At 63.1% G+C, this 22,586-nt stretch carries 17 protein-coding genes; all 17 read left to right on the top strand.

Going from position 1 to position 22,586, the window contains the following annotated elements; all coding sequences use genetic code 11:
• Positions 1-20 precede the first annotated feature (20 nt).
• The 17 genes from DDF70_RS17760 to DDF70_RS17680 all read left to right on the top strand — a co-directional run bounded on the left by DDF70_RS17760 (position 21) and on the right by DDF70_RS17680 (position 22,322).
• Positions 21-1,268: an extracellular solute-binding protein gene (locus DDF70_RS17760; protein WP_114946191.1), complete on the top strand. Its 1,248-nt coding sequence runs from the start codon at positions 21-23 to the stop codon at positions 1,266-1,268.
• Positions 1,269-1,330: 62 nt separating this feature from the next.
• Complete coding sequence (locus tag DDF70_RS17755; protein ID WP_114946190.1) at positions 1,331-2,263, top strand: carbohydrate ABC transporter permease; 933 nt, start codon at positions 1,331-1,333, stop codon at positions 2,261-2,263.
• Positions 2,260-3,114: a carbohydrate ABC transporter permease gene (locus tag DDF70_RS17750; protein ID WP_114946189.1), complete on the top strand. Its 855-nt coding sequence runs from the start codon at positions 2,260-2,262 to the stop codon at positions 3,112-3,114. The genes DDF70_RS17755 and DDF70_RS17750 overlap by 4 nt, the downstream gene beginning before the upstream one ends.
• 10 nt (positions 3,115-3,124) lie before the next feature.
• On the top strand, positions 3,125-3,799 hold the full coding sequence (locus tag DDF70_RS17745) for an N-acetylmannosamine-6-phosphate 2-epimerase (RefSeq protein ID WP_114946188.1): 675 nt from the start codon (positions 3,125-3,127) through the stop codon (positions 3,797-3,799).
• Between the two features lie 81 nt (positions 3,800-3,880).
• The gene (gene msrP, locus DDF70_RS17740) at positions 3,881-4,825 is read left to right on the top strand and encodes a protein-methionine-sulfoxide reductase catalytic subunit MsrP (protein WP_114946236.1); all 945 of its coding nucleotides are present in this window, start codon (positions 3,881-3,883) and stop codon (positions 4,823-4,825) included.
• A complete protein-coding gene (gene msrQ, locus DDF70_RS17735; protein ID WP_114946187.1) occupies positions 4,825-5,469 on the top strand; it encodes a protein-methionine-sulfoxide reductase heme-binding subunit MsrQ in 645 nt (214 codons plus the stop codon). The genes msrP and msrQ overlap by 1 nt, the downstream gene beginning before the upstream one ends.
• Before the next feature lie 64 nt (positions 5,470-5,533).
• Positions 5,534-6,349, top strand: coding sequence for a molybdate ABC transporter substrate-binding protein (gene modA, locus DDF70_RS17730; RefSeq protein ID WP_114946186.1), 816 nt, complete (start codon positions 5,534-5,536; stop codon positions 6,347-6,349).
• On the top strand, positions 6,346-7,041 hold the full coding sequence (gene modB, locus DDF70_RS17725) for a molybdate ABC transporter permease subunit (RefSeq protein WP_114946185.1): 696 nt from the start codon (positions 6,346-6,348) through the stop codon (positions 7,039-7,041). Before modA ends, modB begins: the two co-directional genes overlap by 4 nt.
• Positions 7,041-8,147: a molybdenum ABC transporter ATP-binding protein gene (gene modC, locus DDF70_RS17720; RefSeq protein WP_114946235.1), complete on the top strand. Its 1,107-nt coding sequence runs from the start codon at positions 7,041-7,043 to the stop codon at positions 8,145-8,147. The genes modB and modC overlap by 1 nt, the downstream gene beginning before the upstream one ends.
• Before the next feature lie 83 nt (positions 8,148-8,230).
• Positions 8,231-9,496 carry an aminopeptidase gene (locus DDF70_RS17715; RefSeq protein WP_114946184.1) on the top strand — a complete coding sequence of 422 codons (1,266 nt, stop codon included), beginning with the start codon at positions 8,231-8,233 and terminating at the stop codon, positions 9,494-9,496.
• A 171-nt stretch (positions 9,497-9,667) separates the two neighbouring features.
• Complete coding sequence (locus DDF70_RS17710) at positions 9,668-11,548, top strand: ABC transporter ATP-binding protein (protein WP_114946183.1); 1,881 nt, start codon at positions 9,668-9,670, stop codon at positions 11,546-11,548.
• A gap of 27 nt (positions 11,549-11,575) precedes the next feature.
• A complete protein-coding gene (locus DDF70_RS17705; RefSeq protein WP_114946182.1) occupies positions 11,576-13,102 on the top strand; it encodes an ABC transporter substrate-binding protein in 1,527 nt (508 codons plus the stop codon).
• A gap of 108 nt (positions 13,103-13,210) precedes the next feature.
• Entirely contained in the window at positions 13,211-14,131 is a 921-nt protein-coding gene (locus tag DDF70_RS17700; RefSeq protein WP_114946234.1) for an ABC transporter permease, read from the top strand.
• A 5-nt stretch (positions 14,132-14,136) separates the two neighbouring features.
• A complete protein-coding gene (locus tag DDF70_RS17695) occupies positions 14,137-14,994 on the top strand; it encodes an ABC transporter permease (protein ID WP_114946181.1) in 858 nt (285 codons plus the stop codon).
• A complete protein-coding gene (locus DDF70_RS17690) occupies positions 14,991-16,739 on the top strand; it encodes a M14 family zinc carboxypeptidase (protein ID WP_114946180.1) in 1,749 nt (582 codons plus the stop codon). Before DDF70_RS17695 ends, DDF70_RS17690 begins: the two co-directional genes overlap by 4 nt.
• Positions 16,740-16,906: 167 nt before the next feature.
• Positions 16,907-20,851, top strand: coding sequence for a cadherin domain-containing protein (locus tag DDF70_RS38770; RefSeq protein WP_114946179.1), 3,945 nt, complete (start codon positions 16,907-16,909; stop codon positions 20,849-20,851).
• Between the two features lie 127 nt (positions 20,852-20,978).
• On the top strand, positions 20,979-22,322 hold the full coding sequence (locus DDF70_RS17680; protein ID WP_114946178.1) for an erythromycin esterase family protein: 1,344 nt from the start codon (positions 20,979-20,981) through the stop codon (positions 22,320-22,322).
• The last annotated feature ends 264 nt before the right edge of the window (positions 22,323-22,586 follow it).

The following is a 22,586-nucleotide window of genomic DNA, read 5'->3' as shown; positions in this document are numbered from 1 at the left end:
CAACGATGAGGGAACCGACAATGAAACTGACCCGACGCATTCTGATGGGCGCTGCCGCCGCGGGCTTCCTGCTCTCAGGCACGGCCGCCATGGCCCAGACCGAGCTGACCTTCTGGAGCTGGCGCCAGGAAGACAAGGCTTTCTACCAGGACATCATCAAGAAATTCCAGGCCGCCGAGCCGGGCATTACGGTGAAGTTCGAGACCTACGCGCCGGAGAACTACCAGACCATCCTGTCCACTGCGCTCGCCGCCGGTCGCGGTCCGGACGTGATCCAGGTTCGCGCCTACGGCAACCTCGAGACCATCGCGACCCCGGGCTATCTGCTCGCCCTCGACAAGCAGAACGTGCCGGAACTGGCGAATTTCCCGGAAGCGGCGCTCGCGGCCGAGACCCTGCGCTCGGACGGGAAGGTCTATGCGGTTCCCTTCGCCATGCAGGCGCAGCTCGTCGTCTACAACAAGAAGATCTTCAAGGATAACGGCCTGAACCCGCCGAAGACTTGGGACGAGATGATGTCCCTGGCGCAAGCCTTGAAGGCCAAGAACATCAACCCGTTCTCCAACGGCACGGCAACGGCCTGGCAGAACGAGACCATCGTGGGCGGCCTCCTCTCGTCCATGCTCGGCAAGGACTTCGAGGCCGACATCGTGTCCGGCAAGGCGAACTTCACCGATCCGCGCTTCGTCAGCGCCCTCGCCAAGCTGAAGGACATCAGCCAGTACTTCGCGCCCAACTTCACCGGCGTGGATTACCCGTCCTCGCAGCAGCTCTTCGTGGCGGGCCGCGCGGCCATGTTCGCGGGCGGCTCCTACGAGGTGGCGAACTTCAAGAACCAGAACCCCACCCTCGATCTCGGCGTGTTCCCGGCTCCCGTCCTGAAGGCGGGCGACCAGGCGCTGATCGCCACCTATTACGACGGCGGCTATGCGGTGAATGCGAAGACCGAGAAGAAGGACGCGGCGCTCAAGTTCGTGCGCTTCCTCGCCACGCCGGAATACGGCACGGCCTTCACCAACACGCTCAAGAACCTGTCGCCGATCAAGGGCATCAAGATCGAGGATCCGATCACGCAGGACGTGGCGAAGCTCGCCGAGAACTCCATGTCGTACCTGATGCTCGTGCGCTTCCGCTATCAGGAGCCGAGCGGTTCGGTGCTGCTGCAGTCGAACGTGCAGAAGATGCTCGCCGGCCAGCAGACCCCGGAGCAGGCCGCTGCCGAGATCAACAAGGGCATCGCGACCTACTACAAGCCGTTCCAGAAGTAAGACACCAATGAAAAGGCGGCATGCTGTGAGGCCTGCCGCCTTTTTCTGAAAGAATGCATGTTATGCAAGCCTCGCGCCAACAGCCCCGCACGCTGAAGCACCGTTTATGGGTGGCGTTTCTCGTCGTCCCGCCCATCGCCTTCATGTCGCTGTTCGTGGTCTATCCGATCCTGTCGGCCTTCGCCTATGCCTTCTACGACTGGCAGGGACTGGCGCGCGGGCCCTTCGTCGGCCTGAAGAACTTCAAGGAAGTGCTGTTCGGCACCACCATGGCGCCGGTGGTGTGGAACGCGTTCCTGCACAACGTCTATGCTCTGATTGCGCTGATGATCATCCAGAACGGCGGCGGGTTCCTGCTCGCCTGGCTTCTCTACAAGGAGCCCTTCGGTTTCCGCTTCCACCGCATCGCGGTCTTCGTGCCCGTGGTGCTGTCGACGATCATCGTCGGCTTCCTCTGGAAGCTGTTTCTCAATCCGAATTTCGGCATCATCAATCAGGCCCTTTATTCGCTTGGGCTCGATTCGTGGGCCAAGCCTTGGCTGGGCGATTCCTCGACGGCCCTTGGGGCGCTCATCCTCGCCAACGCTTGGCACTTCGTCGGCTTCCCGGCGCTCGTCTATCTCGCGGGCATGCAGCGCATCCCGCCGGAGGTCATCGAGGCGGCGCGGCTCGACGGCACCAACGAGTGGCAGCTTCTGAAGAACATCGTGTGGCCGCTGGTGGCGCCGAGCACCACCATTCTCTTCACGCTGCTCTTCATCGGCGCATTCAACTGGTTCGAGATTCCCTATGTGATGGTCGGTCTCGACGGCTCGCCCTTCGGCTCCACGGACGTGCTTGGCCTTGTCTTCTACCGCACCGCCTTCGGAAACCAGAGCGCCAGCATCCAGAATTTCGGCATGGGCTCGGCACTCGCCACGCTCCTCTTTCTCTTCATCGTCGTCTTCGCGTCCATGCTGACCCTGTGGCTGCGCCGTCGGGAGATCCAGTTTTGACCGCCATCACGTCCGATACGCCGGCAACGCGCCAAGCCATTCCGTTCGTCCTGCTCGCGCAGGTCATCCTGATCGCGAACTCCTTCATCATGCTCTATCCGGTCGTGGTGATGGTGCTGTCCGCCTTCAAGACGACGGGCGAGATCTTCGAGCATCCCTTCGCGCTGCCCGATTTCACGCAGGTTCAGAACTTCGCCAAGGTGCTCGGCGAAACCGCGATGCCGACCTATTTCGTCAACTCGGTTCTCGTGACGGGCACCTCGATCATCCTGATCCTGGTGCTGGGCACCATGGCGGGCTACGCGGTGGCGCGCTATGAGTCGCGTACCAACACGTTCATCCTGCTGTTCTTCCTGGCAGGACTGATGCTGCCCCTGAAGCTCGCGGTAATCCCGCTCTTCATCCTTCTGCGCGACCTTGGTCTCCTCGACAGCCGCTGGAGCCTGATCGTCACCTACACGGCCATCGGTCTGCCATCCACCGTGTTCATCATGGCGGGTTTCCTGCGCACCCTGCCGGCGGAACTCGAGGACGCGGCGCGCATCGACGGCGCGTCCGAGCCCCGCATCATGTGGTCGGTCATGCTGCCGCTGGCGCGCCCGCCCATGGCGATTGCGGCCATCCAGAACGCGGTGCCGATCTGGAACGACTTCTTCTTTCCGCTGGTCTTCATCCAGACCGATGCGCGCAAGACCCTGCCGCAGGGCCTGACCACCTTCATGGGCGAATACACCACCGATTGGGGCATGCTGTTTGCGGGTCTCACCATCGCGGCCGCGCCCATCACGCTCCTCTACATCGCCCTGTCGCGCCAGTTCATCCAGGGCATGACCGCAGGCGCCGTGAAGTAGGAGACGGACAATGCTGATCCCGAAAGGCGCTCTCGTGGTCTCCTGCCAGGCTCGGGCCGACAATCCGCTGCACGGTCCCGTCTACATGTCCGCCATGGCACGGGCCGCGGAGGCGGGCGGCGCGAAAGGCATACGTGCCAACGGCGAGGCGGACGTGGCGGCGATCCGTGCTGTGACGAACCTCCCGATCATCGGGATTTCGAAGGTATGGGACGACCGTTTTCCGGTCTACATCACCCCCGGCTTCGCGCAGGCGGAGCAGATCGCGATGGCGGGCGCTGACATCATCGGCATCGACGCCACGCCGCGCGCGCGCGATGGCGATCCGGTGGAGCGCCTGATCGGCCGCATTCGGACGGAACTGGGCCGGGAGGTTTTCGCCGACATCGCGACCCTGGAAGAGGGGCGGGCCGCCCATGCCGCCGGCGCGACCTATGTCGCAACGACGCTCGCCGGCTATACGGAGGAAACAGCCTCCCGCAAGGGCCCGGGACCTGACCTGGAGCTTCTGTCAGCGCTCGTTGCGGGACTGCCGGTGCCGGTCGTTGCGGAAGGGCGGTTCGATACGCCTGATCTCGTTGCAGAAGCTTTTCGGCGTGGAGCCCATGCGGTGGTGGTGGGGACTGCCATCACGAACCCGCGCGAAATCACCAGGCGGTTCGTCCAGCCCACCAGCCTTGAATGAAAACTTGTAACGGAAAAGTGAGACTACTTCTGGCGTTCTCGGGTGTACCCATTCACAATGGGTTCCAAACGAGGTGATGCCGTGCTGATCCGCCGCCCAGACGATATCCTGCCTTCCGAAATCACGCCTCGGGAGGTCTATTTCAATCGCCGCCAATGGATGGCAGGCGCTGCCGGATTGGCATTGGCGGCGGCTTTGCCGAAGGGCCTGGAAGCCGCGCCCCTGTCCGCCGCCAAGAGCCCGTTCTCCACGGACGAGAAGAAGACGAGCCGCGAGGACGTCACGAGCTACAACAATTATTACGAGTTCGGCACCGGCAAGGAGGATCCGGCGGCAAAGGCCGGCAGCCTCAAGACCTCCCCCTGGACGGTCAAGGTCGACGGCATGGTGGGTAAGCCTGCCGAGTTCGCCGTCGAGGATCTCATCAAGTCGTCGACCCTGGAGGAGCGCATCTACCGCATGCGCTGCGTCGAAGGCTGGTCCATGGTCATTCCCTGGGTCGGTTTCCCGCTGGCGGACCTGATCAAGCGGGTGGAGCCTCTGGGCAGCGCGAAATACGTCGCCTTCGAGACCGCCTTCCGGCCGGAGCAGATGCCCGGCATGGACACGATCTTTCCGGTGCTCGAATGGCCCTATGTGGAGGGGCTGCGCCTGGACGAGGCCATGAATCCCCTGACCCTCCTGGCAGTCGGGCTTTATGGCGAGACCTTGCCGAACCAGAACGGCGCCCCGATCCGTCTCGTCGTTCCGTGGAAATACGGCTTCAAGGGCATCAAGTCGATCACCCGGATCAGCTTCGTCGACAAGCAGCCGGCAACTTCCTGGAACAAGCAGGCGCCGAGCGAATACGGCTTCTATGCCAATGTGAACCCCAGCGTGGACCATCCCCGCTGGAGCCAGGCGACGGAGCGGCGCATCGGGGAGGGCGGCCTGTTCGCGAAGCGTCGGCCGACGCTGATGTTCAACGGCTATGCCGAGCAGGTGGCGAGCCTTTACACCGGCATGGACCTGCGAAAGCTCTACTGATGGCGGGACGAGCCTCCGTTCAGGGCGAGAGGAAAGGCTTTGCCCTGCCTCAGGTGCCGAAGATCGCCGTCTACATCGTCGGCTTCATCCCGGCGGTCTGGTTGTTCTATGCGGGCATCAACGACCGGCTCGGGGCCGACCCGATGCGCTACCTGGAGCAGGCGCTGGGTCTTTGGGCTCTGCGCTTCCTGATCGCCACCCTGGCGATCACCCCGCTGCGCCAGCTTTTCAACATCAACCTGCTGCGCTACCGCCGCGCCTTGGGCCTGCTGGCGTTCTATTATGCCGCCCTGCATCTCACCACCTATCTCGTGCTCGACCAGGGCCTCGATCTTGCGGCGATCGTGGCCGATATCGTGAAACGGCCCTACATCACCATCGGCATGGCGACCTTCGTCATCCTCATCCCCCTGGCGGTGACCTCCAACAACGCTGCGATCCGGCGCATGGGTGGACAGGCCTGGGCGAAGCTGCACCGCCTTGTCTATCTCGCGGCCATCGGGGCGGCGCTGCACTTCCTCCTGGTGGTGAAGTCCTGGCCGCCCGAACCGCTTGTCTACACGGCCATTGTCGCCGTTCTGCTCGGCTATCGGCTGGTCCGCCCGATGGTGAAGAAGCCCTCTTCGAGGCGGCGCGCCGCTTGAAGACCCCGGCGACTTCACTAGGATGTCTTTACCGAGCGGGCCACCTGCAAGCGGGAGACTGAAGATGGGTTGGACGCGTCTTTCGATTGGCAAATTTGCGAAGACGGTTCTTGTCGGCCTGCTTTTCTCCGGCTTCACGCTGGTCGGCGCGGCGTCGGCCCAGACCAAGGATGTCATCGTCTTCGCGGCGGCGAGCCTGAAGAATGCGCTCGACGACGCCGGAGCCTCCTGGATGCGTGAGACGGGCAAGCGGGTCACGATCTCCTATGCGGCCAGCAATGCGCTCGCCAAGCAGATCGAGGCCGGTGCCCCGGCGGATGTCTTCTTCTCCGCCGACCTCGACTGGATGGATTATCTGGCCTCGAAGGGACTGATCAAGCCGGAGAGCCGCGTCAGCCTGCTCGGCAATGCGCTTGTCCTCGTCGCGGTCAAGGGCTCGACCATGCAGGTTGCGCTCCAGCCTGGCGTCGATCTCGCTGCCATCCTCGGCAGCAATCGTTTGGCGATGGGCCATGTGGATGCGGTTCCGGCGGGAAAATACGGCAAGGCCGCGCTCGAGCATCTCGGCGCCTGGGCCGGCGTGAAGGACAAGGTCGCGCAGGCGGACAACGTTCGCGCCGCTCTCCTGCTTGTGTCCCGTGGTGAGGCGCCGCTCGGCATCGTTTACAGAACCGATGCCGTGTCCGATCCGAATGTGAGCATCGTCGCGACGTTCCCGAAGGAGAGCCACCCGCCGATCGTCTATCCGGTCGCGCTCACGATGGACTCGGCCAATCCCGACGCCGCGGTGTTCCTGGCCTTCCTGCGCTCGAACAAGTCCAAGCCGTTCTTCGACAAGCAGGGCTTCACGTTCGTCGGCAAGGCGACCTCGGGTTCGTGACGGATTGGCTTTCCCCCGAGGAATGGACGGCCGTCCGCCTCAGCCTGAAGGTCGCCTTCGTGGCGATGGCCGCAAGCCTCGTTCCGGGCATCGCCATGGCGATGCTGTTGGAACGCGGCCGCTTCTGGGGAAGGCAGGCGCTCGACGTGGTCGTACACCTCCCGCTCGTCCTGCCGCCAGTCGTGGTGGGTTGGTCTCTTCTCATCGGCTTCGGCCGCCGCGGGCCCATCGGCTCCTTTCTTGCCGAGCAGTTCGGTATCGTCCTGTCGTTTCGCTGGACGGGCGCCGCACTCGCCTGCGCCATCATGGGCTTTCCGCTCTTGGTGCGTGCCATCCGCCTGTCCATCGCATCGGTCGACCGCAAGCTTGAGGATGCCGCCGGCACGTTGGGCGCGCATCCAATCTGGGTCTTTGCGGTCGTGACGCTGCCGCTGATCATTCCCGGCATCATCGCCGGCATGGTGCTGTCCTTCGCGAAGGCGATGGGCGAGTTCGGCGCAACGATCACCTTCGTATCCAACATCCCCGGTGAAACGCAGACCATCCCGAGTGCCATCTATGCCTATACGCAGGTGCCGGGAGGCGAGAGCGGAGCGATGCGGCTGACGCTCGTTTCGATCGTTATATCCATTGCGGCGCTCTGGATGTCCGAATGGCTGGCCCGCCGCGCGCGCTTACGGGTCCATGCGTGATGATCCTCGGGGTCGACATCCGGCATGAGCAGGGCGGGTTCGTCCTGCAGGCGAGCTTTCGATCCGGCGGCAGGCTGACGGCCCTGTTCGGCCCGTCCGGTTCCGGCAAGACGACCATCGTGAATGCGATCGGCGGCCTCGTCCGACCGAACTACGGCAGGATCGTCGTGCAGGATCGCGTGCTGGTCGACACGAAGAAGAACGTCTTCGTGCCGAAGCACAGGCGCAGGATCGGCTATGTCTTCCAGGAAGGACGCCTCTTCCCTCATCTCGATGTGCGCCGGAATCTGCTCTTCGGGCGCTGGTTCACGCCCAAGGGAGAAAGGACGACGAGCTTCGATCATGTCGTCGATCTTCTCGGCATCAGCCATCTGCTCGAACGGCGGCCGTCCACGTTGTCGGGCGGCGAGAAGCAGAGGGTCGCCATCGGTCGGGCGCTTCTGGCCGACCCGCAATTGCTGCTGATGGACGAGCCGCTGGCCTCCCTGGACGAGGCGAGAAAGGCCGAGATCTATCCCTATATCGAGCGGCTGCGCGACGAGGGCGGGGTGCCCATCGTTCTCGTCAGCCATTCCGTGGCCGAGATCGCAAGGCTTGCCACGTCCATCGTCGTCCTGTCCGAAGGCCGGGTCACGGCATCGGGCTCCGCGTCGGAAATCCTGCGGCATACCGATCTCTTCGCGCAAGCCGGTCCGGCGGAAGCCGGCGCCCTGGTCGAGGCCCAAGTCCTGCGCCATGAGGACAGCTTCGGTTTGACCATCCTTCAGGCCAAGGCCGGTCCCCTGACCGTGCCGCGGATCGACCGCCCCATCGGCACCTCCCTGCGTGTTCGCCTTCGCGCCCGCGACATCATCCTCTCGCTGCACCGGCCCGAGGGGCTGAGCGCACTCAACGTCCTGCCCGGACTCATTTCCTCCATCGACGATGCCGGCGGTCCGAGCGTCGACGTGATGCTGGATTGCGGCGGGGACAATCTCGTGGCCCGCGTGACCCGCAAATCGGTGAGCGAACTCGGCCTTGCTCCGGGGCTTCCCGTCCACGCCATCATCAAGAGCATTGCCTTCGATCCGGAAGCTCTCGGGACCGTAGTGCCGCAGCATATGTGATATTCCCTCCCGTCGAGGTTGCGTCGGCGGCAGAGCCGTGTAGCCTCTCCGGCCAATGTTTCCAGCTTCGAGAGCGTCAGACCATGAACGAGCAATTCCGCGATCCGACCGATGCCGCATCCCATGCCAAGCTTCTCGACCGCTTGGGGGAGGTTGCCGTCCGCGTCGGACTGGGGCTGAAGCCCGGGCAGGAATTGGTCGTGACCGCGCCGCTCGACGCCGTCGCCCTCGTGCGGCGCATCACGGAACACGCCTACAAGGCCGGGGCCTCCCTCGTCACGACGATCTTCTCCGACGAGGAGAGCGCGCTGATGCGCTTCCGGAATGCCCGTGACGAGAGCTTCGACACGGCTCCGGCCTGGCTCTACGAAGGCATGGCGGCAGCCTACAGGAACGGCGCGGCGCGACTCGCCATCGTCGGCGAGGATCCGTCCCTGCTCGCCAAGGAGGATCCGGAGAAGGTCTCCCGCGCCAACCGGGCGCGCTCGAAGGCCTACATGCCGGCCCTCAACATGATCGCCGGGTTCGACATCAACTGGACCATCGTGTCCGCCGCGACCCCCGCCTGGGCGAAGACCGTGTTCCCGGACGTTCCGGAGGACGTGGCCGTCGCCAAGCTCTGGCAGGCGATCTTCTCGGCCTCACGCGTCGATACGCCCGATCCCATCGCCGCATGGGAGGCGCACAACGCGAACCTCCAGGCGCGCACGCGCATGCTCAACGGGAAGAACTATGCCGCGCTCCATTTCCGCGGGCCCGGCACCGATCTCCGTATCGGCCTGGCGGACGGGCATGAATGGAACGGCGGTTCGACCAAGGCGAAGAACGGCGTCGTCTGCAATGCCAACATCCCGACCGAGGAGGTCTTCACCACGCCGCACAAGGACCGGGTGGACGGGCATGTGTCGAGCACCAAGCCGCTCTCCTACAACGGGACCCTGATCCAGGACATCCAGGTGCGGTTCGAGGCCGGCCGGATCGTCGAGAGCAGGGCGCGCACCGGCGAGGCCGTTCTGAACAAGGTTCTCGACACGGACGAGGGCGCACGCCGCCTCGGCGAGGTGGCTCTCGTGCCCTATTCGTCGCCGATCTCGCAAAGCGGGCTTCTCTTCTTCAACACTCTTTTCGACGAGAACGCCTCCAGCCACATCGCGCTCGGCCAAGCTTACAGCAAGTGCATCCGCGACGGTGGAACGATGAGCGAGGAGGAACTCGCCTCGCGGGGTTCCAACAAGAGCCTGATCCATATCGATTGGATGATCGGTTCAGACCAGATCGACGTGGATGGCATTACGCAGGGCGGAAGGCCCGAGCCTCTCATGCGCGGCGGTGAATGGGTTACGTCATAACGCGAGTCTGGCGTATTGCAGCGGTTTCGGCACCTATGCCGCCGAAGATTGCCTGATCCGACGCAAACAGAGCTTGACGGACCGGGTCCGCCACTGTGATGGAAGACAGGTATCAAAGAGGTACAGAGCTTATGCATTTTAAGCTCCGTGCCATCTCGCGAGCATGGATAGATGACGGATACTGCCAATCGTAGGTCTCAGGACCAAGCCCTCCTGTCGGTTCGCTCCCTGTCGGTGCAGTTCGGCAAGGGGGAGGGCGCCTTCAAAGCCGTCAAGGACGTCAGCTTCGATGTGCAGCCGGGCAAGACCCTGGCGGTTGTCGGCGAGTCCGGGTCCGGCAAATCCGTCACCTCGCTGGCGATCATGCGCCTGACCGACTACACGGGCGGGCGCATCACCGGCGGACAGGTTCTGTTCCGCCCCGACGGGGGCGACGCGATCGATCTCGTCAAGGCGTTGGATGCCAAACTGAGGGATATTCGCGGCAACGACATCGCGATGATCTTCCAGGAGCCGATGACGTCGCTCAATCCCGTCTTCACCATCGGCAACCAGATTTCCGAAACCCTGATCCTGCATCAGGGCCTGGGTGCGCGCGATGCGCGCCAGCGCGCGAAGGAGCTTCTGCAGAAGGTGCGACTGCCCGACGCGGACAAGCTGCTCGACCGCTACCCGCACCAGCTCTCCGGCGGCATGCGCCAGCGCGTGATGATCGCCATGGCGCTCGCCTGCAATCCGAAGCTCCTGATCGCCGACGAGCCGACGACCGCGCTCGACGTGACGATCCAGGCGCAGATCCTCAACATCATCCGCGATCTCCAGCAGGAGATGGGCACCGCCGTCATCTTCATCACGCACGACATGGGCGTGGTGGCCGAGATGGCCGACGATGTGGTGGTGATGTGGAAGGGCGAGAAAGTGGAGCAGGCGCCGGTGCGTGACATCTTCGCCGCGCCTCAGCATCCCTACACCAGAGCCCTTCTGTCCGCAGTGCCGCGCCTGGGCAGCCTGAAGGGACTGCCTTTCCCGAAGCGCACGCCCGTGATGGTGATGGATGGTGGTGTGGCCAAGGCGGTGGGCGAGACCCATGAGCAGAACACGGCCGATTACACGAAGCCCATCCTCCAGGTAGACAAGCTCACAACGCGCTTCGATGTGGGCAAGACCTTCTTCGGTCGCGTGACCCACCGGGTCCATGCGGTCGAGGAGGTGAGCTTCGACATTTATCCTGGCGAGACGCTGGCGCTGGTGGGAGAATCCGGCAGCGGCAAGTCCACCATCGGGCGCACGCTGCAGCAGCTCGTCGAACCGACGGGCGGCACCGTGCGCTTCGACGGGCGCGACATGGCGGCCATGAGCCAGGGCGAAAGACGGCGTCTGCGGCAGGAAATCCAGTACATCTTCCAGGATCCCTTCGCGTCGCTCGATCCGCGCCACACGGTGGGCTACAGCATCGCGGAGCCGATCATCGTCCATGGCCTGATCAGCGACCGCAAGGCGCGGGAGCGGCGGGTGCACGAGCTACTGGAGCAGGTCGGATTGCAGCCGCAGCATGCCAAGCGCTATCCGCATGAGTTCTCGGGTGGCCAGCGGCAGCGCGTCTGCATCGCACGGGCGCTTGCGAGCAACCCGAAGCTCGTGATCGCGGACGAATCCGTGTCCGCGCTCGACGTGTCGATCCAGGCGCAGATCGTCAACCTGCTCATGGAACTCCAGGAGCGGAAGCGGCTGTCCTACCTCTTCATCACCCACGACATGGCCGTGGTGGAGAAGATCAGCCATCGCGTCGCGGTGATGTATCTCGGCCAGATCGTGGAACTCGGCACCCGTCAGGCCATCTTCGAGAACCCGCAGCATTCCTACACCCGCAAGCTGCTTTCGGCCGTGCCGATCGCCGATCCGCAGCGCGAGCGAGCCAGGACGCGGATAGAGGGCGAAATTCCGAGCCCCGTGCGCCCGGTGGGACAGGAGCCCGCCATCCATCGCATGCGCGAGGTCGAGCCGGGTCATTGGGTTGCCATCGAGACCGATCAGCTCCGCGGGGCTGCTTGAGAAGCGAATGATAAGGGAGATAAGAAAATGAAGTTCTCTGCTACGATGAAAGCGCTCGGCCTGACGGCCGCCGTCGCGCTGGCGCCGCTGATGGCATCCGGCGCCCAGGCCGCCGGAACGCTCACCACCGCCGTCGCCATCGATCCGGGCAGCTGGGATCCCATCGACACGTTCCTTGTCGATTGGTCGTCCGCCGCCAACAACATCTTCGACGGACTGACGGCTCGCGGCGCGGATATGAAGCTGAAGCCCGGTCTCGCGACGTCGTGGGAGTTCCTCGACAACAACAACCGGATCCGCTTCAAGCTGCGCCAGAACGTGAAGTTCCACAACGGCGAGCCGTTCAATGCGGAAGCCGTGAAGTTCACCTTCGACCGTCTCCTCGGCGAGGAGGGTAAGAAGGGCCCGCAGCAATCGAACTACAACTCCATCGACCATGTGGAGGTCGTCGACGATTCAACGGTCGATTTCGTCATGAAGCAGCCGGATCCCGTCCTGCTGACGAAGCTCGCCGGCTATGGCGGCATGATCGTGCCGCCGAAGTACATCCAGGAAAAGGGCGACGCCTATTTCAACATGAACCCGGTCGGCACCGGGCCGTTCAAGTTCGTGGAATACACGCCCAAGGTCAGCCTCACGCTCGAAGCCTTCCCCGAGCATTGGGGCGGCGCGCCGAAGCTCGACAAGGTCGTGACGCGCTTCATCTCCGAGGCGAACACCCAGGTGGCCGAGCTGCAGGCAGGCCGCATCGATGTGGCGACCCTCATCCCGTTCGGTCTTGCGCCGACGGTCGAGAAAAGCCCCAACCTGAGTCTGATCAGCATCACCGGTCCGACCGTCGTCGCGCTGCGCCTGAATACCAAGGAAGGCATCACGAAGGACGTGAACGTCCGCAAGGCGCTGATCATGGGCATCGACCGTGACGCGATCATCAAGGCCGTTCTCCTCGGTCACGCAAAGCCGATTGCAAGCTTCCAGTCCGACCTGTCCTTCGGCTACGATCCGAGCATGAAGCCGCTGCCGTTCGATCTCGCGAAGGCGAAGCAGATGCTGCAGCAGGCCAAGGTTCCCGCCGGCGCCCCGGTGCGGATCGACTTCCGCGGCAACGACGCGACCTTCCGCGAGGTCGCGCAGGCCGCCGCCGGCTTCCTCCAGGCTCTCGGCCTCAAGCCTTCGCTCCAGCCGCATGAGCCTCCGGTTCTGCTCAACGACATCATTCCGAACGGCAAGACCGGCGAAGCCTGGCACAACGCCTGGGGCGGATGGACCTTCGACTACGACAACACCGCCTACCTGATGTATCACTCGGGCGAGAAGTGGAACCCGTACGACAACGATCCCAAGCTGAACGCCCTGCTCGAAAAGCAGCGCACGATGTACGACGTGAAGGAGCGTGAGAAGGTTCTCCAGGAGATCGCCCGCTACGTGGCCGATCAGGCGCTCGAGATTCCGCTCTACAACCAGAACACGCTCTACGGCGTGAACAAGCGGGTGAAGAACTTCGACGCCCCCGCCGACCGACGCTTCCGCTTCACGGAAACGACGGTGGAGTAAAAAGTTGCCCCGGACATCCCCTTCGCGGTGAGTGTCCGGGGCGTTGAGTTTCAAGATGAGGCCTCGCGTTTGCGGGGCCGTTTTTCCGAGTGCAAGAAGGACCACCCGATGGCGGGCTTCATCCTTAAACGATTGTTGCAGGCTGTTTTCGTGGTCCTCGCAGTGACTCTGATCGTCTCCTTCGCGATCAGGCTGTCGGGCGATCCCGCGATCATGCTGATGGGCGGCGGCAACGTCACCGAGCAGGATCTGCAGAACATTCGGCAGGCGCTCGGCCTCGAGCGGCCGTTCCTCGTTCAATACCTCGACTTTCTCGAAGGCATGGCAATAGGCGATTTCGGCAAGAGCTTCATGGGCGGCACGCCCGTTTCCATGCTCATCGCCAATGCGCTGCCGGCCACCCTCCTGCTGGCGTTCACGTCCCTGATCGTCTCCATCGTCCTGTCGGTGCCTCTCGGCGTCTATGCCGCGGTGAACCGCGGGCGCTGGCCGGATCAGATGATCCGCATTCTGTCGCTCGTCGGCCTGTCCTTTCCGAACTTCTGGCTCGCCATCATGATGGTGCTCCTGTTCTCCATCGTGCTCGGTCTGCTGCCGCCGAGCGGCATGGAGGGGCCGGAGAGTTTCGTCATGCCGGCCTTGACCATGGCGATCATCCTCACCGCCACGAATGTTCGTCTCGTGCGCACCTCCATGCTGGAAACGCTCTCGCAGCAATACATCATGGTGGCCCGGTCCAAGGGCCTGCGCGACCGGATCGTCCTCTACAAGCATGCCCTGCGCAACTCGGCCATTCCGCTCGTCACCTATATCGGCCTTCAGTTCGGCGGCCTCATCGGCGGCATCGTCATCATCGAGCGGGTGTTCAACTGGCCCGGCATGGGCACGCTCGCCTTCGACGCCATCTCGAACCGCGACTACCCGGTGCTCCAGGGCACCATCACGGTGCTCGCGCTCTTCATCGTTCTCATCAATCTTCTGGTCGATATCGCCTATGGGCTGATCGACCCGCGCATCCGGACGGAGTAGGGTCCATGGCTGCCGCTCAGGCTGTATCGTCGGCGCGCCGGCACTTCCGCTCGTTCGAGCTCGTCCTCGGTCTCCTGCTGACCGCCGGCATGGGCCTGGCCGTGCTGTTCTCGGGCTTCCTGTTCCCGGATGGCGGCGAGAGCATGGATCTCATGGCCCGTCTCACGCCGCCGTTCCAGGACCTCGCGCATCCCCTCGGCACGGACCCGCTCGGCCGCGACGTGCTGGCGCGCGTGATCGTCGGCGGCCGGATCTCGCTCACGGTCGGCGTTCTCTCGGTGGTGGGAGCGGTCATCGTCGGTACCATCGTCGGTCTCGTCGCCGGATATTATCGCGGCATCGCCGAGGTTCTGCTGATGCGCTTCGCCGACATCCAGCTGGCGCTGCCCTTCATCCTGCTCGCCATCATGTTCCTGGCCATTCTCGGCACCGGCGTCGACAAGATCATCTTCTTCATGATCGTCGCCCAATGGGTGCAATATGCACGGCTCGTGCGCGGCTCCGTGCTGGCGCTGCGGGACCGGGAGTTCATCCTCTCGGCCCGTGCCATCGGCGTCGGCAACGGTCGCATCATCTTCACCCACATCCTGCCCAACGTGCTCGGCCCCATCGTCATCCTGATGACGCTCAACGTGGCCAACAACATCCTCCTCGAAAGCAGTCTTACCTTCCTCGGCCTCGGCGTCGATCCGCTCATCCCAAGCTGGGGCGGCATGCTGGCCGACGGCCGCACCTATCTGCAGACGGCCTGGTGGGTCAGCGTGTTTCCGGGACTTGCCATCATGTTCACCGTGCTCGGCCTGAACCTTCTGGGTGATTGGCTGCGCGACCTTCTCGATCCGACAGGACAGACATCACGATGACGATTTTGCTCGACGAGCGTATCTCGCGCACTCTCGATTCCCTCCTGCGTGAATGGGCCAGGAACGATCATCGCGGCGTGCGGCTCGAAGCCTGGCTTTTCGAGGACGAGGCGGCGCGGCGCGCGGCGGAAGCCGTGCTGGCGGAAGCGGGCGTCAGGGCACGGCTGCGCAGTGCCTACAAGCCGCTCGTCCATGCCTTCCTCGAAGAATTCGATACCGGCAATCTGAGGCGCGTCACCGTGCGCTACCCGGTGCACGAGGAGGCCGACCGTCTCCGCTTCCTCTCGGAGGCTTATCCTCTGGCGGCCCTGCTTGACGGCATCGAGACCATCTTCGAACCCGGTGTTGCCGATCTGACCTATCGTGTCACGCTCGAAGACAAGGACGGACGTGTGGCGGAGCATGCGGTCTTCGCGCCGAACCGCCTGCGCCCCAACCATCTCGATCAGGTCGACCTCACGCCGACCGGGTGGTTGAAGGTCGCCGGGCGGCCGGATGCTGCGCCGGACCTCGACGAGCCGCTTGAGACCGAGATCGAGCAGGTCTTCCACAAGGTAATGGCAGCCGCCGCAGCCCATGACTGGCCCGACACGGAGCCCTATGCGGAGACCATCGCCATCGACGTGACGATCCCCGGCATCGAGCGCCCGCTCGATTACGGCGACGAGGTGATGAGCACGCGCGAGGCGCTGCACGAGGACTTCTATTTCTCCCTGCTCGAGTTCTTCAAGCGCAAGTCGGGCCGTCCGCCGGAGGACCGCAGCGTGCAGCCGGGCCAGATCGTGCCCGATATCCGCGCCGGGGACGGCGATGCGCATGTCCGCGTGACGCTGCGCTCCTTCGGGCCGCCCCAAAACCCGGCGAGACCGGAGCAGGACATCGAGACGGCCGATGCCGCGCCTGGGCTCGAGCAGATCTATCGCGAACTCGCGGCGTTTCCCGGCGAAACCTTTGAAGGGATCTCCCGGGAGGGACGTCCGGTGCGAGGCATTTACCGTGCGGGCTCCCGTCCGGCCGTCCTCGTCACCAGCGGACAGCATGCCAACGAGACCTCGGCTCCCGTGGGAACGTTGCGAGCCGTGCGCCGTCTGCTGGCCAATCCCGAGACCAACGTCGCTTATGTTCCGGTCGAGAATCCCGATGGTTATGCCCTTCATGGGCGGCTGTGCGAGAGTAATCCGCGCCATATGCATCATGCGGCGCGCTACACCTCGCTCGGCTGCGATCTGGAATACGGGCGCAAGGAGCCGCTCTACGAGATCGGCGCGCGCAACCAGGCGCTGGAACTCTCCGGCGCTCAGCTGCACCTCAACTTCCACGGCTACCCGGCCCACGAATGGACGAGGCCGTTTACCGGCTATCTGCCGCGCGGCTTCGAGCTCTGGTCGATCCCGAAGGGTTTCTTCCTGGTCATGAGGCATCATCCCTCATGGGGCGAGACGGCCCGAACCCTGGTCGAAGCCGTGACGACGGGCCTCTCGGCGGTGCCGGGACTGGCCGAGTTCAACCGCCGCCAAGTCGAGATCTGCGCGATCCATTCCGGCGGGACGCCGTACGAGATCATCAACGACATTCCCTGCCTGATCACGGCCGATGAGCGTCATCCCTCGCCGCTGACCCTCATCACGGAGTTCCCGGACGAGACGATCTACGGCGAGGCTTACCGCTTCGCCCATACGGTCCAGATGGCCACCGTCATCGCAGCCGAGGAGGCCTATAGCGCACTCATGGGAAGCACTTCCTGAAATCCGCTGCCCGAGCCTGCGGGCCTTGGTCCATGCCGTCTCAGGAGCCCAAGGCTCGCATAAGGGACGTGTTGTCGCGGCAAGAGAGGAGTTTCTCCAAAAACCGTCTCTTGCATTGTTATAGCAATGTTGTAACGTAATAGAAGGTGCCATAGGAGGGTTGAACCATGCCGATGTCCGGGGATCAAATTCTTACCTATGAGGGGATCAGCCTGCCATCCTACTGGGGCGGCAACTGGGGCACCGCGACGGCCGACGTGGCATTCGACCAGATCCGCAACACCGGCGCGAGTTCGGTTGCGATCATCCCGTCGTTTTACATGGAGAACAAGTACGGCAACACGATGGGGCTGGCCGATACGAGCCAGTTCAAAAGCGAGACCATCGCACAGACCCGGGCGGCGATGCTGGACGTGACCTCTCGCGGCATGAACGTAATGCTGAAGCCGCACGTCGAGTCCAAGGACTATGCGTGGCGTGCGGAGATCCAGCCGACGAACATCCCGCTGTGGTTCCAGAACTACAAAGCGATGATGCTGCAATACGCTCAGCTTGCGCAGGAGACGGGCGCGCCGATCCTTTGCATCGGAACAGAGATGAAGAGTCTGAGCGGCCCCGGGATCATCCCGACCGCCCAAGGCGGCAACGGCACCACGACCTATCGCGACAAGTGGGTGGAGCTCATCGATTCAATCCGCGCCGTCTACGGTGGCAAGATCACCTATGCAGCCACCTATGACGAGGTGACGAAGGTCAGCTTCTGGGATCGCGTCGATTTCATCGGCGTCGACGCTTATCTTCCGCTCACCACCAGCAACACCCCGACAGTCGCCCAGATGATCGATGCCTGGATTCTGCCGCATGCCAATAGCTGGATCCGCGACACGCTCTATCAGGGCAAATCGGCGATCAACTATTATAAGTCGCTTGCGGAGCAGTATGGAAAGCAGGTGCTCTTCACGGAGGTCGGCTACCGCAGCATGGACGGGGCGAACAAGGATCCCGGTCTCTGGGCCGGCAGCGGCACAGTCGATTACCAGGAACAGCAGGACGCCTATCAGGCTCTGTACCATGTGATGAAGAACTACAGCGGCCAGTGGCTCGATGGCGCTTTTCTTTGGAGTTATCATCCCTTCGAAAACCCTGAGGCTCACGGGGTCCAGACGATCGACTACACGCCGCAGAACAAGCCGGCAAATGCCGTGATTACAGCCGGCTACAGCAGCCCGGCGCATGTGACCGGCCTTACTTGGAATGGCACCTCTGCTGCAGACAAATTGGATGGCGGCTACAACCATGACACCCTCAATGGATCGGCGGGCAATGACGTCCTGTGGGGTGGTGCTGGCGATGACGTACTGAACGGCGGGTCGGAGAACGACACCCTGACCGGCGTGTGGGGCAACGACACCCTCGACGGCGGAACGGGCACGAACACAGCCGTTTTCTCAGGCAACCGGTCGAACTACACGCTCGTGGTCAACGGCGACGGCAGCATCACCGTGACGGATACCCGCGCCGGCAAGGACGGGGTCGATACGCTTCGCAACGTCCAGTTCGCCCAATTCGCCGACCAGACGATTTCACTCACCGGAACGACCGATCCGAACACGGCTCCGACCGATATTTCACTGTCGGCCACGTCCGTGGACGAAACGCGGGCTGGCGGATATGCCATCGGCACCCTGAGCGCTACGGATACAGCGGGCAGCACATTCACCTACACGATCGTCGATGACCCGGACAGCAAGTTCCAGATCCTGAACAACGAACTTCAGGTCAGGGCTGGAGCAACGCTCGATTTCGAATCCAAGGGCTCGCATCAGGTGACGATCCGGGTCACGGATCAGGGGAACCTGACCTATGACGAGACCTTCACGATTGTCGTGAACAACATCAACGAGGCTCCGACAAGCCTGACCCTGTCGAGCGCCAGCATCGACGAAAATCGGACCGGTGGCGCCGCCATCGGGACACTCGTCGGCACCGACCCCGATGCCGGCAGCGTCTTGACCTATTCGATCCTGAGCGATCCGGACGGCAAGTTTCAGATCCTCAACAACCAGCTTCAGGTACGAAGCGGCGCAACGCTGGACTACGAGGGGAAGGCTTCACATCAGGTTACCGTCCGGGTGACCGACCAAGGCGGGCTCTACAAGGACCAGACCTTCACGGTCGTCGTCAACAACGTCAACGAAACGCCGACAAACCTGACGTTGTCCAATGCCAGCATCGACGAGAACAGGACGGGCGGCTCTTCCATCGGTGTGCTGACCGGAACGGATCCCGATGCGGGCAGCGCCCTGAGCTACACGATCATCGACGATCCCGACAGCAAGTTCGCGATTGTGGGCAACGAGCTTCGCCTGCGGACCGGCGCAACGTTGGATTACGAGACGCAGACCTCCCATCAGGTCACCGTTCGGGTGACCGATCAGGGTGGGCTCTACAAGGACCAGACCTTCACCATCGCCGTCAACAACATCGAACCGGAGGGGACGGGCACACAGGCGCCGACCGACATCGCTCTTTCGGCAACGAGCGTGAATGAGAATGCCCCCCTCGTCGGGCTTCTGAGCGCCACGGACACTCCTGGCGACACGTTTACCTACGCTGTCGTGAGCGATCCCGACAGCAAGTTCCAGGTGGTCGGCAACGAGCTTCGGGTCCGCAGCGGCGCGGTTCTCGATTACGAGGCCAAGACCTCGCACGACGTTCGGATCCGCGTCACGGATCAGTCGAATCTCAGCTACGAGAAAACCTTCACGATCACGCTCAACAACGTGAACGAGGCTCCGACCGGCGTCACCCTGTCCAAATCCAGTGTCGACGAAAACAGCGCGGGCGCTACAACGGTAGGGCTGCTCGGGGCGTTGGATCCGGATGCGAACGGAACCTACACCTACGCCCTCGTGAGCGATCCGGATGCAAAGTTCCAGGTCGTCGGCAACCAGCTCCAGGTGCGAAACGGCGCCAGCTTGAATTACGAGGCCAAGACCGCTCATCAAGTCACCGTTCGCGTAACCGACCAAGGCGGACTATCGTTCGACAAGGTTCTCACCATTGCCGTAGACAACGTCAATGAAGCGCCGGCCAGCCTTACGCTTTCCGGAACGCGCATCAACGAGAACAGCCTTGCCGGAGCGGTGGTCGGCACGCTTGGTGCCACCGATCCCGACGCGGGCAGCACCTTCACCTATGCGCTCGTGAGCGATCCGGACGCCAAGTTCCAGGTGGTCGGTAACCAGCTCCAGGTACGCGCCAACGCGAATATCGATTACGAAACCAAGACCTCACACCAGGTGACGCTGCGCGTGACCGACCAGGGCGGGCTGTCCTTCGATAAGGTCTTCACGATCGCGGTGAACAACATCAAGAACGAGAGAATTGCCGCCAAATCGTCTGGGGACGTCATCAGGTCCGAGAATTACAACGATACCATCCAGGGCGGTGACGGCGACGACACCATTATGAGCGCCGGCGGGAGAGATGTCCTCACAGGCGGATCCGGCAAGGACGTGTTCGTCTTCAATGCGAAGCCGACCTTCTCCAACATCAAGAAACTCGCCGATTTCAAGCCGAAGGAAGACAGGATTTGGCTGGATGACAAGTACTTCAAGGCCGGGAAGGGCACGGAGGATCATCCCGGCAAGCTGAAGGCTGCGGCATTCTACACGGGCAAGGTCGCCCACGATGCGTCGGACCGGATCATCTACGACAAGAAAACCGGGATTCTGTCCTACGAAGGACGGGACTGGCGCTGCAGCCCAGGTGCAGATCGGGATCCTCCAGAAGAATCTCAAGCTGACGGCTTCGGATTTCGACATCATCTGAATGAACGAGCTTCCCCTCGACCCTCTCCGTCATATGAACGGAGAGGGTCTTTTGTTGTGTGGAATGTGACGCTTCCAAGGATGGCGTTCCAGTTCCGTCATGCCGAAGTTGGGCCCAGGACAGGACTGAAGCGGCAAAGAAAAAAAGCGTCGGCAGTCGCAGCCGGATCTGAGCCGGTTGAGCGCTCCCGCTTCACCTCGTCAGAGTTGAATGAGAGGCGCAGCTCTTGTTCACAGACAACCACACGAAAGGAACCGCGTCCCTCGCGCCGTCGTTAAACACCACCCGTGCGTGGTAAATCTGGTTCGCCCTCAACAGGGGACGAAATTCGAAGAGAGAGCTGATCCTGGTCCAGTGGATGCGGCTCGGGTCCGGCACGTCGGCGGCAATAGCGTGAGGTATGTCATGGCCCGTCTCTCTTTCAGGGAACCCGAATCCGAGCGCTCGATTCATGAGGCGGTCGCGGTGGTCAGGGATCACGGCGAGGCGCTTCCGAATCTCGATGACGGCGAAGCCTTCGGCGCCATGTTCGACCGCTTCTCCGACGCCAAGGTCGTGCTCCTGGGCGAGGCGACCCACGGCACGTCGGAATTCTACCTAGCTCGTGCCGCGATCACGAAACGCCTGATCGAGCAGCACGGCTTTACCATCGTCGCCGTCGAGGCCGATTGGCCGGACGCGGCGCGCATCGACGCTTATGTGCGCCACCGCCCAGTTGCCGACGGTGATGATACGGCCTTCCAGCGGTTTCCCACATGGATGTGGCGCAACGAGGAGGTCTACGACTTCGTCAACTGGATGCGCGATTTCAACAAGGAGCGGGCGGAGGATGAGCGTGTCGAGTTCCGCGGGCTCGACGTCTACAGCCTGAACACGTCGATCCGTTCCGTACTCGATTATCTCGACAAGGTCGATCCGGAAGAGGCCCGGGAGGCGAGGGCTCGCTACGGCTGCCTCAGTCCGTGGCAATCCGACCCTGCCCGTTACGGCCGCGCCGTGCTGACCGGACAGAAGAAGCCCTGCGACGAGGCACTGCTCCGCCAACTGCAGGACATTCTCGACAAACGCATGGACTATCTCCAAGCCGATGGCGGCGAGGGATTTTTCGATGCGGTGCAGAACGCCAAGATCGTCCACGCAGCCGAGCATTACTACCGGATCATGTACGAAGGCGCGACGGAATCCTGGAACCTGCGCGACCGGCACATGTTCGAGACCCTGCAGAGCCTGCTCGCGCGGCGTGACAACGCCAAGGCGGTCGTTTGGGCCCACAACTCGCATATCGGCAATGCGGACGCCACGGCCATGGGCTGGCAGGGCGAGTTCAATATCGGCGAGCTTTGCCGCAAGGCCTACCACAACGAGGCCGTCCTCGTCGGCTTCGGGACCGACCGAGGCACGGTGGCAGCCGCCGACGACTGGGACGAGCCCATGCAGGTCAATACCGTGCGGCCCGCACGGCCCGACAGCCACGAGCGCATCTTCCGGGAGACAGGGCTTGGAAGCTTCCTGACCGACTGGCGCGAGAACGGCCAAGCCGAGCTCACGGCGATTCTGTCTCGTCCTCGGCTGGAGCGGGCCATCGGCGTCGTCTACCGCCCGGAGACGGAACTCTACAGCCATTACTTCGAGGCGGTCTTGGCCGAGCAATTCGACGCCTTCGTCTGGTTCGAGGAGACCAGGGCCGTCACGCCACTCACCCACGCCCACGGGCAGGGGATGCCGGAGACCTACCCGTTCGGGCTTTGATCCGGCTCGCTCTCACCCTGCCCCTCTCTTCCACGAGAGAGGGGATGAGCGCCTCAATGCCGCCCCTCCACGTCATGGCCGTCCCCGGACTTGATCCGGGGATCAGTCCCGGCCATCCCGGTCTGTCGTGTCACCCCTACAGCCCTCATCCTGAGGAGGTCATGTCAGTGACCGTCTCGAGGTCCCGGACGCTGTCCGGGCACGAGGGCGTCTCCCGTGCGCGCTGGAGCCTCCTTCGAGACGCCGCTGGCGCGGCTCCTCAGG

The organism is Microvirga calopogonii, assembly GCF_003347665.1.
GTDB classification, from domain to species: Bacteria; Pseudomonadota; Alphaproteobacteria; order Rhizobiales; family Beijerinckiaceae; genus Microvirga; species Microvirga calopogonii.
This window is presented reverse-complemented; position numbering and strand designations above follow the sequence as displayed.